Consider the following 13,551-nt stretch of genomic DNA (forward strand, 5'->3'; position numbering starts at 1 on the left):
ATCTATCTATTCATACATCATCTTATATATCCTATAGTAGGTTTTAACTTTATCAACATATTTCTTAGTTTCTTTATACGGTATGTAATTTAATGTTTTGCCATCACTAGAATAGTTTTTATTTAATAACCACTCATTAACACGACCTCTTCCTGCATTATAAGCAGCTATATATAAGTCCATCTCACCAAATTCTTCTCGTAAATTATTTAAATACCAACATCCCATTTTGATATTATACTCTTCATTATACAGTTTATCAGGAGAATAATCTGTCAGTTCCATTTCTTCAGCAATCCACTTACCAGTACCTTCTGTTATCTGCATTAATCCTAAAGCGTTTTTATGAGATTTTGCATCCTTTTCGAATCTGCTTTCTGCCATTATGACGGCAACCACAAAATAAGGATCCAAATCATTTTCCTTAGAATATTTTATAATTGCTTCCTTATGTCTAAAAGGAAAAATACACTCTTTTAGTAGATATTGTCCACTAAAGAAAGCAATGATTATTAAGATTACAAATGCAATCAGTTTTCTAAACTTCATGGATTCTCCTTTTTATTAAATTATTTTTAAAAAATCTATTATATCTTCCACTTGCTTTTGTGTCTTTGCAAGCTCCCCATTATTTTCTATTAATATATTAGCATACTCTTTCTTTTCTTCTAGAGACATCTGAGCGTTAACCCTACTTATTGCATCGCCATTAGACACCTTATCACGCAATTTTACTCTTTGAATTTGAGTGTTATTATCCGCCCAAACCAATATTACATAATCCATATCTTTATGAAGATTATTTTCTATCAAGGTAGGTGCATCAAGCACAACAAGCTTTTCACCATTTTTTTCATATCTTTCAAATGCTAAATTAATTTCCTTTATTATATAAGGTATTATTATAGCTTCATATTTTATTCTTTGTTTTGGGAATCTGAATATATGATTCCCAAATTCTTTTCTTCTAAATTGACCTCTCCAGTCAAAAAAACCTTCACCAAATTCACGCCTAACAGTATCAAGGATTTGTGGATAGTTATTCAATACCTGTTTTGCTACCAAATCTGCATCTATAACCTTAAATCCAGCTGCAATTAACATGCTAGACACCGTACTCTTACCTGTTCCAATGCCACCTGTTAATCCTACCTTAATCATTTTTATTCCTCCTTACTACTTAGCCTCATACCAAGTATACCCTTCATTATCATCTACCTCCATAGAAACATGAAGTTTTACCGCATTCTCCATTTCATCTTTAACTAAAGCTTTAACTAAAACTTCTTCATCCTTCTTAACATTTAATATAAGTTCATCATGAACCTGTAAAATTAAACTACTTCTTAGTTTTTCACTTTTTAGCCTATTATATACATTAACCATAGCTATTTTTATTATATCTGCTGCACTTCCTTGAATAGGTGCATTCATAGCTAATCTTTCTCCCAAGGCTTTTACAATTTTATTTGATGATTTAATTTCAGGTATAAATCTTCTTCTATTAAATATTGTTAGTACATAACCATCTTCCTTAGCCTTTTCAACAACTTCTTCTAAATAGGTCTTTATCTTTGGATATCTATCAAAGTAAATTTTCATATATTCTGAAGCTTCTTTTTTAGTTATCTTTAAATCTTGAGCTAATGAAAAGTCACTTATTCCATACACTATTCCAAAGTTAACCGCCTTGGCTCTACTTCTCATAAGTGAAGTCACTTCATCAATTGGTACATTAAACACCTCAGAAGCAGTCTTCGTATGAATATCACTATGCTCTTTAAAAGCTTTAATCATATTCTCATCCCCAGCCATATGTGCTAAAACTCTAAGTTCTATTTGAGAATAGTCACAAGATAAAAGTATATCCCCCTCTTTCTTTGGAGTAAATACTTTTCTTATCTCCCTACCCATTTCATATTTTATAGGTATATTTTGAAGATTTGGCTCAGTACTCGATAGTCTTCCTGTTGTAGTTACAGTTTGATTAAAACTAGAGTGAATAAATCCATCTTCATCAATAACATTTTTAAGTCCTTCAACATAAGTAGAATTAAGTTTTGTAATTTGCCTAAAGAAAGTTATCTTTGGTATTATAGGATGTTTATCCTGAAGCTTTTCCAATACATCTGCATTTGTTGAATATCCAGTTTTAGTTTTCTTAATAACTGGCAAGTCAAGTTTTTCAAAAAGTATCTTACCTAGCTGCTTTGGAGAATTTATATTAAACTCTTCTTCTGCAAGTTCAAATATTTCCTTTTGAGTCCTTTCTATTTCATCCTTAAACTTAGCTGCTAATTTATCCAACATATCTTTATCTATGTTGAAACCTTGACTTTCCATATATGATAATACAGTTACTAACGGAAGTTCTATTTTATAATAAAGTTCTTCCATTTCATCTTCTGTTATTCTCTTACTAAGAACACTATATATTTCTCTCATATAGGAAGAAAGTTTTACTAGAATTTCATGTTCTTCTCCCTTTGGATCTTCTCCTAAATATTGATTCACTAAGGCACCTAACTTATACTCTCCCTTTGAAGAGTCAACTAGATAAGCTGCAATGGCTGTATCAAATTCAAAGGATTTTAACTCTATATTTTCCTTAGTCAATATAGTGATTAATCCCTTTGCATCATGAATTACCTTTTTAATAGATTCATTTTCCATAAAGTCTTTAATTACTTTAAGTCCTTCTTCTCTAGTTTCATCTAAAATATCCTTAACAGCAATTTCTATTCCCTTATTTTTTGAACCTAAAATAAGCTTATCTATTTCTATTTTAGAATAAACTGAAGAGTTTAAAGTTGAATAAACTATATATGAAATTTCCTTTTCTTTAGAAAAAACCTCTTTCATTCCTTGTAAAGTATTAATAGTTTCAACTTCTATATTATCTTCTTCAACTTCTTCTAAACCATCGCTAAGTTTAGCTAATATACTCTTAAGTCCTAATCTAAATAACAACTTTTTAAGTTTTTCTCTATCGTAATTTTCTTTACTCTTAATCTCATCCAAATCTATATCTATTGGTACTTCTGTCATAATTGTAGCTAACTTCTTTGAAAAAATTGCCTGTTCACTATAAGTCTCTAAGTTTTCCTTTAACTTTTTACCTGCAACTTTATCTATATTGTTTAGTACTTCTTCAACTGACCCATAAGTTTGAATTAACTTAAATGCAGTTTTTTCACCAACACCAGGAACGCCTGGAATATTATCTGATTTATCTCCCATAAGCCCTTTTACATCTATAAATTGAGTTGGAGTTACATTAAATTCATCTATAAAAGTTTTTTCATCATAAATTGCAGTTTCAGTCACTCCTTTTTTAGTAATAACGACTTTAACATTTTTACTAGCAAGCTGAAGTGCATCTTTATCTCCAGTTACTACATAAACTTCGATATTGTTTTTTTCTGCTATTCTAGCTACAGTTCCTATTATATCATCTGCTTCAAATCCATCTATTTCATAAATATTAATTGATAATAATTCTAATATCTCTTTAATTAACGGAAATTGCTCTCTTAGTTCATCTGGCATCTTCTTTCTGCCTGCTTTATACTCATCGTATTCTACATGCCTAAAAGTAGGAGCTTTTCTATCAAATGCAGAAACTATGTAGTCTGGCTTAAATTCTTCCTTCATCTTTAATAACATATTGGTAAAACCATAAATAGCATTAGTATGAATACCCTCACTATTTGTTAATGGTGGTAATGCATAAAATGCTCTATTCATAAGTGAGTTAGAATCTAATATCAATAATCTTTCCATGTTTTCCTCCTATATTTATAACAGTTTTCCAAAATAGGGCAAACCATTATATATCCTTAGGTTTTATTATACTATTTTTCCTAACTAAAATCATTATTCATTTAAATTATAAAAAAAGATAATATTTTTAGCAGGACTATATCATTATATATTATGCAAATTCCAACACCTCTATCTAGTACAGAAAATAGAGAATTAAAAAAAGCATAGGTGATATTGGTCCCATGCTTTTTATTAACAACATTATTCAACTTCTTCTACAGCCTTTTCTTCAGCCTCTTTCATAGCTATCTCTGCTTGCTTCTCTAATAATTTTGCTTCTTCAATAGCCTTTTCGGCTGCAAGTTTAGCTTCCTCAGCTTCCTTTGCAGCTTTTAATGCAGCTTCCTTAGCTCTTCTAGCCTCAGCCTTTTCCTCAATTTTTTTTGCTTCTTCAGCTCTCGACCTAGAATTCTTTGCTAACTTCTCATCATATATTTCAACTTCTCTTTGAAGACCTTCTAGAAAAAACTTAAATCTCCTCTTCACTCTATTTTTGAAAAGAACATTTTGCATTATCACATTAAACCAAGAAAAGAATCCTTTAGTTTTATCTTCTTCTGTTAATGTAATCCTTGTAAAATTTTCATCTACTACTTCAAATTCATAAGTGGAATAATATACTCTATCATGACTTGTACTTGTGATTTGATATAATTCATTCTTTTTATAATCCGTAATTTCAACCTTCAATGTGGAATTTTGAGCAGAATACGCTCCAACCTTCTTTGTTACAGAAACCCCTATTGGGTTATTTTCATTAAATTTAGGAAAATCTCTTTTTGCAGATCTTACAAATACATTAAAAACCTTTTCAACTGAATATTTAATTATCGCTGAGTTTGAGAATGCCATATATAAACCTCCATTTTTTTATTCTTTTGCTATTATTATACTAATAAAGAATGCATAAGCAAAGCTTATGCATTCCTATATTATATAATTTTACACTAAATTAAGCATTTGTACTGTTTCCAGCATCATACTCTTCCTCAACACTTGCCATTCTATTTGAAACTATTACAAATGGAGCATATATAACTACAGCTAAAGCTAATAACGCAGCTGCAAGTATTGCTGCTTTAAAGTCTCCATTAGTAGCAAAGAAAGCTGAGAAAATTGGAGGACAAGTCCAACCTGGATCCTGAGAAATATAATCTACAACACCTATGGATGTAAAGAAATATGCAATACCTAGTAATATTGGTGAAGTAAGTATAAATGGTATAAAGTAAACTACATTCAAAACTATTGGTAAACCAAATATAACTGGTTCATTAATTTGGAATATAGCAGGAGCTGTAGCTAATTTTGCAAGTTCCTTAGATTCTTGTTTCTTAGAGAATATAAATATTGCAATTACTAATGCACCTGTTGCACCTGATCCACCTAATGAACCATAAACATCAACAAAGTTTCTAGTTAAAATATATTTTGGTTCTAATCCCCTTGATACCAAATCAGTATTCTCAAGTAGTGCTGGCTTATACATTGGTGTAAGAACACCTTCTGCTATATTCATACCATGTAAACCAAAGAACCATAAGAACTGTGCAATAAATATTAATAATATATACGTAAATGGTGATTGACCTAAACTCATCAATGGTGATTGAATAGTATCAAAAATCCAAGTTGGAAGATCTTTGCTGAAAACATTATTAAAGAAAACATTTATAAATCCAAAAAATACCAAAGTTATAGATCCTGGAATTATTGCTGCAAATGACTTAGACACTGCTGGTGGCACTGTTTCAGGCATTTTAACAACCCAACCCTTTTTAGTGATTCTAACAAAAATTTCTGTTGCTATAAAAGCAGTTATAATAGCAGCAAACATAGAATTTGCACCCATAAAATTAAGTGAAAATACATCTTTAACTCCTTCAACATAACTACCATCTTTCATTGTAAATACATCCTTAGTAAGGCTTGATGGTAATAGAGCAAAATATGATGCAACTGAAATTACAGCAGCCGATAAAGCATCTGATTCATATGATTTTGCTAAAGAATATGCAATTGTTACTAGTAATAATACGCATATAATCTTAAGTGTTCCTTGCTGAACAGCCCAACCAATATTTATAATCCATTTATCAAGAAATGGTTGTACAGTATCCTTCCAAAAACCTAAATTGTTTAACTGTTTACCTATTAACGAATCATTTGTCAAGAAAACGCAATTGATCATTACGGCAATAGCTCCAGCCATATTAGCAGTTAAAATAGCAATAAATCCATCTTTTAAAGCAACCAAATGCCTTTGACTACCAATTTTTTGTGCAATTGGTAATAAGAATTTTTCAAGTGATGCAGAAAGTTTGTCCATAAAATTCATTTTTTTCCCCCCTAATAATAATTTTGATATATATGAATGTTCTCTACTTAAATCTTTTACTCTTAGTAAAAAATCTAAACAAAAAATCATACATAGCAAATTTAATCATTTACATTTTTCTTCCCTAAAAATGTTAACCCTTTAAATCTCTACATAGTAAATAATTATTACTATGTTATTAATTTTAGAACATAATGTTTAAATCGTTTCTTTCAAATAAAGACTTTTTTTACCAAACATAAATAACCAACTAAAGGCTACCTTAAGTCCAGTAACATTTGATCCACAACTTAATCTTAATGTTTCATTGTTATTTATTCTCACCTGTTTAATCGGACTTTGTGCTCCCATACATTTCACATAAATCTCGTACTCTCCAGGTTTTAAGCTTATTACCTTTCTAGATCCATTGGATATAGAATTTACTTCTTTCTCATTTATAATTATTTTATAATCTGAAAGACTTTGTACATTTTGATATTCTCTAGTAAAAATGACATCTCCCATTTTTATCACCCTAATAAACTTTATTCTTCAATGTATTTTAAAACATCTGGCATGAACTTTTCAGTTTGTTTCAATCCAAAAGCCGATGGCTTAATTGAAATATATTTTATTCCTTTTGAATTTAATTCAGACTTTATGGTTTCTTCAACCAACATTACTTCTGGTGAAATTATAACTACTTTTATTTCTTTTGATGATATTTCATCAAGATAATTTTTATCCGTTGAATAAATCCATTCAATTGGCAAGTTATTTTTCACAGTATAATCATCCATGAATTTTTGAAACGATTTAGCTTGTCCAGTTCCTTTACTTATAACTAATACGTTACTCATTACTTTAAATCCCTCCTATTTAATATTCTACTTATATTAGTATATTGAATTACATTTACTATATTCTTGTTTTTATAATTATACCATTATATTTATATATATACTTTTTATGAATATATATGATATACTGATTATTTCTTCCATGAAAATCTTTACATACATATTCTATTACATTTTTTTAGCAAAGTAAATAGTTTTTAGGAAATTTTCGCGTTTTTTTACCTACCTTTTTTATTTATACCTACAAATTATATGCTCTGCATAATTAAATTTCATAACATTTATCATATAAGTTATATCTTTTTTCTATCAATAGAATGCAATTTAGAAAAAAACTGCCTCTTACTACAAGAGACAGTCTTTGAGAATACTTTTTATTAAATTATACTAAAATAATAAAAAAAGACCTCTTACGGTCTTTCTTCTTAATTAAACATCCTTATAGTCAACATCAATTGCCTCACTAGTATCAACATCGTCTTCAGCATAGCTTTGGGTATTAGTATCATACGTATAGCTTGCTGATTTATTACTATTTTTAATAGATTTGCTCTTAAAGAATCCATAAACTTTTAAAACTACATAAATTACAAACCCTCCAATAAGCAAGTATGGTAGTACCTTAAAAAATAGCCCTATAGCTAAAACTCCAATTAAAATATATAGAATAGGTTTAAAATCAATCTTATTCATATGCCTTACCTCTGCTCGTATTAATTATTTTATCTTATTATACAATTATAATTTGACGATATAAAGACAAAAATACATTAATATTTTCTTAAAATATCAACTTAAATACAATTCTATAAAGTCCAATTTCTTCTCTACTAACTCCAATCAAATTATATTTTCTTGAAAAATTCATCAAAATACTGCATTAGCTGCCATAGCCTGAGAACTCAACATCATCTTATACCCTTTTACAGTGAAAGGAGCTTAATATAATCTCATTTATCACCTTTTCCTTATAAATCTGTCTACTTAAAGTTCTTCTTTTTTTAAATGAAATCTAACGCAACATTTTTTAAAAAAGGGCACTCTTTCGAGCACCCTAAAAATTAAAATATATTTAATAAGCTTTATTTCTTCTTGCAATTTTAGGTAAAATAAGCCCTAAACCTAAAAGTACAAATGGTGTTGCTACATTTAATCCTAGTCTAAACCACCAATCTCCAGAAAATGTCTCCATACCTGTTGGGAACATCCCCATTATACAAGCAAAAGCAGTAAATACAAAACACCATACTCCAATTCCTAAAGCTAAGTTGTTGTTTTTAACAAATTTGTATTCTGATTTATATTTATCAGCAGCTTTCTTCAACGCTATAAACGCCAAGAATACCCAAAGATATCTAAGTGGCATTACAACTGAATTAAGTTTTAATAACCAATTAAACAACTCATTCATATCACCAATACCTAATGCTGGAACAATTATTAATATTCCTACCAATGTAGTAGTCATATAATATCCATTTATAGGTGCCCCATGCTCATTCACTTTTGTTAATGCTTTAGGTACAAAATTATCATCTGTATCTGCAAGCAATACTTTAAGTGGTGCATCTATTGAGAATACTAAAGCTGATATTTGAGCTGTCATATTTGCTATAGCATAAACTATTAAGAATACATTTCCTACTCCATAATATTCACCTAGCATCTTAAATGCATAGTATTGCCCATTCATCATAAGATCTTTTGGAATTGCGTTTGCATTAAACATCATTCCCATAGCTATTGATCCTAATATTGCTGATATAGTAACCATTATAGCCAGGACTATCATCCCTCTTGGAAATTCCTTAGTAGGATTTTTTGTATTATTTACATATGGTGATATCTTTTCTGCTCCACCAACTGCAAATACCAACATTGATAGAGTTGTAAGATAAGTAAAATCAAACTTTGGTACTATTGTGTCAAAACCTATTTTTGTAGTGGCTATTGACATTCCTGTAAGTGCAGGTGCTGTAATAACTAATAAAATATAAAGCATGGACATTACAAACGTTGCAGTTCCAGCTATTGTTCCTATTCTTTTTAATGAAGTAATACCTCTCGATGCTACCCATACAAAGAATAAAAATACAGCTAATATTATTGTTTGTGCTACCATTGTATTCATTCCACTAACTAAGTTTCCATCACCTTCAATAGCCCACCCTAATGCTATTAAAATAGCTTGAGGTTTTTGTGCTAAATATGGTATATGAACTACCCAGTATGTCCACCCTGCAAAATAAGCCAGTTGAGCTCCCATAGTTTCTCTTATCCATGAGCTTACTCCAGCTTTTCCATCTTTAAATACTGATCCAAGTTCACCAACCATTAAGGCATATGGAACAAAATATAATCCTATGATTAATACCCAAGATATTATAACTGTAAGTCCTTGATTTGCAAAATTGTTAACAACGTTACCAAATCCCCAAACTGCAACAAAGGCCATTAATGCAAGGTTATACCATCTTAATTTTTTTTCTTCTTGTATCATGTAATTCCTCCTATTATTATCTAATTCAAAAATAAAAGAACTGCATTTTACATTTTACCAAAAGTTCAACATCTTTTAAATGAAACGCTATTATTTTTAAATTTTTCACAAGTAATAAGTCATAGAGTTGAAAATTTAGCTACTATTATACAAAATATTTGCTGATTTAAATATTGTCTTTGACATGATTATTAATCTTTTTATCAATTTATTCTTCATTTAACTACTAAAAACAAATTCAAGATGCCTTAGCTGATTTTTTAATATAAAAAAAGAACTGGCTATATGACATAATCGACCAATTCTTTATTGATAAATATTTAATTTACCTTATAAAACTATTCACAAGCAACCTTTACTACAATCTTCTTAACCTTAGAAGGAGCATCTAAAGCACAGCATGGCTTATGCCCATCTTCTGGAAAGAAAATTGCATATTCACCACTATTTATTTCTAATTTAGAACTATGCTCTATATCCTTGAAAAATGCTACGTCCTTTTCCTCTAAGTTATTTTCATACATTTCTAAAGTTTCCACAGGAGCATAATACATAACTTCAGTACCTTCAATTACACATTGTATATCATAATATACATAATACTCCTATTATTTACAATATTCAACATCAATCTGCGAAGATCCAAGTATACTTTTTAAGATACAACTTTTAATTTCTTACAATATATTTCAATTCAGGCCTTCCTACATTTCCACAAGTGGGCTTAACCTCAACTTTATTAATCTCCTCAAGGTAATCCATATATTTCTTAACAGTTACATTGCTAATATTAATTTTGCTTGCTATCTCTCTTAATGTCCAAATCTCATTTGAATTTTCATTTAAGAACATGATAATTCTATCCAAAGTCCTTTGATTTAACCCTTTGGGAAGAACTAATTCCTTTTCTCTATTCTTTAGATTTTGAATACTATCTATATCTTCCTGATTAACTATTTTATCATTAACTAAAATCTCATACTTATTTTTATATTTTTTAAATGCTTCCTCAAATCTCGGAAATTCAAAAGGCTTAACTAGATAATCTGTAGCTCCATATGCAAAAGCTCTCTTTAACTCTTCAACACTATTAGCTGCAGTAATCATAATAACATCAACCAAATACTTCTTATCTCTCAGTGACTTTAAAATATCCAGTCCACTCTTTTTAGGCAAAAAGATATCTAGCAAAACCAAATCTATTTCTTCATTTATTAAGTTTGTAATTATTTCCTCCTCAGTAGTAACTGGGCCATATATTTTTATATTACCTAACTTTTCTAAATATCTCCTATTTATTAGTGATACCATAGGATCATCTTCCACTATCAATACTTTTATCATCAGTTTATTCTCCCTTTAAAATAGTTATAATAAAAATTTTTCCATCTTTATCTTCATCTATCTTTATATCCCCATTATAAAGTTCAACTCTACTCTTCACTAAATAGAGTCCCGTTCCTCTTCCTTGCCCCTTTGTTGATTCTCCCTCAACAAATATTTTCTCCTTTATTTCTTTGTCGATAGCTTTTCCATTATCCTTAACAATAATTTTAATTATATCATCATCTTCCCATAACGAAACTTCTACTTTATTCCGATCTTTTTCTCCAATAGTGCAAGCTTCAAAGGCATTTTCTATTAAGTTACCTAAAATAGTTACTAAATCATAAGAATCTATAAAATTATGTTTTCCATATAAAAAAGAATCTTTTGTAATAACAAACTCGATATTTCTTTCCTTAGCTACAAGTTCTCTGCTAAGCATTAAAGCTCTTACATAGTAATCTTCAATATTCAAGAATTTTACTGTATTATTTTCTTGAACTTGTTGTATTTTTCGTATATATTTGATAGTTTCATCGTACTCTTTAAGTTGAAGTAACCCTACAATAACATGTAAGTTATTTTTAAATTCATGAACATTAGCTCTTAAATTTTTTACTACTTCATCTATCCCTGTTATCTCTTTTGCCACCTTATTAATATCTTCTCTATCTATTAGTGTAATAACAGTTCCATAATAGTTTTTCTCTTCAATAATAGGATTAAGTGTTACAAATATTCTTTTTCCTTGAATTATCATTTCTTTCATCGTAAAAGGTTTTTTTGCCTCAATATAACTCCACAATTTATCTATAGTCTTTACAGGAGAAAAATCTTCAAAAAGTCTATAACAATTATTATTTATATCAGTTATCTTATTTTCTTTATCTAGAGCAATTATTCCATCCTTTACACTATTTATAATAATATTCTTTTGATTATATAGCATAGTTATTTCTTCTGGCTCCATGCCAAGCATTGCCTTTTTAACTTTTCTAGCTAGACTTTTATGTATAACAATTGCAATAGATAATGATAATATAAGCAAAAATGTATAAGTTAAAGTAATCTTTCGAGTAGTTAGACTTATATCATCAGAATACTTTCCTACCATAACAAACCCAACTTGTTTACCATCGTACATAATAGGTTCAAAGCGTCTTAAAGTATATCCCATTGATCCTTCCATGGTTGAATAATAGCTAGTCCCTTTTTCAATAACTTCTTTATTATCATTGTTTACATATTTTTTCCCAACCTGTGTTTCATCTAAATGCGAATACTTTTCTCCGGTCATATCTCCAATAACTATTAAATCTATATCTCCAAGATCATTTATAAACTTTTTAGTGTATTCTTGTATTGACCCATCATTTTCTCTCTTATAAAGTTTTTCCTGTATTAAATTACTTTGACTCATATTAACAGCTGTAGTTTTTAAATTCATTTTTATTCTGTTCTCATTAGAGGACAGCTTATCTTGTAGAAACACTATATAAGATAAGACAAGTGGAATAAAGGTTATCAAAACGGCTGTTAAAATTATTTTTTTCTCAAAATTTATCTTTTTCATAAAACACCACCTTATAAAAATATAATGTGTATTTACAAACTTGACAACAAACATTTTTTTACTATTTAAATTACCCTCACAAGATCAAGGTCTTATGAGGGTAATTTATGAGTTTTTCAACTAAAACATTAAGCTATTTTATTTTTGCAAGTTCCTTCTTTTAAGTATTCTCTTAAATTTTCATATGATATACTTATCATATTTTCTAAAGCTTCATCTGTGTATGAACCCATATGTGGAGTTATTAAAACTCTTGGATATAGATTCGCTAACTTTTCAAATGTTTCATTCTCTAAAGTTTTCCCACTTAAGTCTTTAAAGAATACAGCTCCTTCTCCTTCAAGTACATCTGCACCGAACCCACCAATTTTTCCTGATTCTATTCCTCTAATTATAGCTTCTATATCTTGAAGTTCTCCTCTTGCCGTATTTACTAATATAGCTCCATCCTTCATCTTTGATATAAATTCATCATTTATTATATGATAATTGCTTCCCTTAATATATGGCATATGTATGGAAATAACATCAGATTGTGCTATTACATCATCCATGCTCATAAATTCAATAACTTCTTTTGCAGCATCACTTTGGAATATATCATAACCAACCACTTTAGCTCCTAGTCCTTTAAATAACTTTGCTGTAGTTAAACCTATTCTACCTGTTCCTAAAATCCCTACTGTGCAGTTTCTTATTTCCTTACTAAACATAAATTTATCTATAGTAAAGTTTTTATTACTTGTTCTATCCACTGCATAAGCTGTATGTCTTAATAACATCATGGAAAGTGAAACTGCAAGTTCACTTATAGCATTAGGTGAGTAACCTGGAACTCTTGCACATTCTAATCCTAAATCATTTACTGCTTCTAAATCTACATGGTCAAACCCTACTGTTCTTGTCAAAACATATTTAAGGCCATTATTCTTCAATAACTCTAAGTTTCTTCTATCTGCTTTACAGTTACCTCTAACCATTATAGCTTCAGCTCCCATAGCAACCTCTACGTTTTCATGTGTAAGCCCTGAAGTAACTAATTCTAATTCATAACCAAAGTCCTTATTTAACTTATGGAAATAAGGAACCTCTATTTCTCTAACACCAAAACAAACTATCTTTGTCATAATATTTTCCTCCTAAATTT

Annotated in this window: 13 protein-coding genes; all 13 read right to left on the reverse strand. The window is 29.3% G+C overall.

Features of this window, described 5'->3' with window-relative positions:
- Positions 1-6: 6 nt before the first annotated feature.
- A complete protein-coding gene (locus FAY47_RS14420) occupies positions 7-549 on the reverse strand; it encodes a lytic transglycosylase domain-containing protein (protein WP_143317608.1) in 543 nt (180 codons plus the stop codon).
- 15 nt (positions 550-564) lie between these two features.
- Positions 565-1,161 (reverse strand): dephospho-CoA kinase, encoded by a 597-nt coding sequence (coaE, locus tag FAY47_RS14425; RefSeq protein WP_143317609.1) that lies wholly within the window; start codon positions 1,159-1,161, stop codon positions 565-567.
- A gap of 15 nt (positions 1,162-1,176) precedes the next feature.
- Positions 1,177-3,783, reverse strand: coding sequence for a DNA polymerase I (gene polA, locus FAY47_RS14430; protein WP_143317610.1), 2,607 nt, complete (start codon positions 3,781-3,783; stop codon positions 1,177-1,179).
- A 243-nt stretch (positions 3,784-4,026) separates the two neighbouring features.
- Positions 4,027-4,677 (reverse strand): DUF3284 domain-containing protein, encoded by a 651-nt coding sequence (locus FAY47_RS14435; RefSeq protein ID WP_143317611.1) that lies wholly within the window; start codon positions 4,675-4,677, stop codon positions 4,027-4,029.
- A gap of 100 nt (positions 4,678-4,777) precedes the next feature.
- Positions 4,778-6,163 (reverse strand): PTS transporter subunit EIIC, encoded by a 1,386-nt coding sequence (locus FAY47_RS14440; RefSeq protein WP_185966843.1) that lies wholly within the window; start codon positions 6,161-6,163, stop codon positions 4,778-4,780.
- Positions 6,164-6,361: 198 nt separating this feature from the next.
- The gene (locus FAY47_RS14445) at positions 6,362-6,670 is read right to left on the reverse strand and encodes a hypothetical protein (RefSeq protein WP_143317613.1); all 309 of its coding nucleotides are present in this window, start codon (positions 6,668-6,670) and stop codon (positions 6,362-6,364) included.
- A gap of 20 nt (positions 6,671-6,690) precedes the next feature.
- A complete protein-coding gene (locus FAY47_RS14450) occupies positions 6,691-7,005 on the reverse strand; it encodes a hypothetical protein (RefSeq protein WP_143317614.1) in 315 nt (104 codons plus the stop codon).
- A gap of 429 nt (positions 7,006-7,434) precedes the next feature.
- On the reverse strand, positions 7,435-7,698 hold the full coding sequence (locus FAY47_RS14455; protein WP_143317615.1) for a hypothetical protein: 264 nt from the start codon (positions 7,696-7,698) through the stop codon (positions 7,435-7,437).
- Positions 7,699-8,077: 379 nt separating this feature from the next.
- Positions 8,078-9,505 carry an amino acid permease gene (locus FAY47_RS14460; RefSeq protein WP_143317616.1) on the reverse strand — a complete coding sequence of 476 codons (1,428 nt, stop codon included), beginning with the start codon at positions 9,503-9,505 and terminating at the stop codon, positions 8,078-8,080.
- A 338-nt stretch (positions 9,506-9,843) separates the two neighbouring features.
- A complete protein-coding gene (locus tag FAY47_RS14465) occupies positions 9,844-10,089 on the reverse strand; it encodes a YhcH/YjgK/YiaL family protein (protein WP_279232068.1) in 246 nt (81 codons plus the stop codon).
- An 85-nt stretch (positions 10,090-10,174) separates the two neighbouring features.
- Complete coding sequence (locus FAY47_RS14470) at positions 10,175-10,849, reverse strand: response regulator (RefSeq protein WP_243129628.1); 675 nt, start codon at positions 10,847-10,849, stop codon at positions 10,175-10,177.
- Between the two features lie 4 nt (positions 10,850-10,853).
- The gene (locus tag FAY47_RS14475) at positions 10,854-12,404 is read right to left on the reverse strand and encodes an ATP-binding protein (protein ID WP_143317619.1); all 1,551 of its coding nucleotides are present in this window, start codon (positions 12,402-12,404) and stop codon (positions 10,854-10,856) included.
- 128 nt (positions 12,405-12,532) lie between these two features.
- Complete coding sequence (locus FAY47_RS14480; RefSeq protein WP_143317620.1) at positions 12,533-13,531, reverse strand: 2-hydroxyacid dehydrogenase; 999 nt, start codon at positions 13,529-13,531, stop codon at positions 12,533-12,535.
- Between the last annotated feature and the right edge of the window lie 20 nt (positions 13,532-13,551).

The organism is Clostridium sp. HBUAS56017 (assembly GCF_007115085.1).
Classification (GTDB): Bacteria; Bacillota; Clostridia; order Clostridiales; family Clostridiaceae; genus Clostridium; species Clostridium cibarium.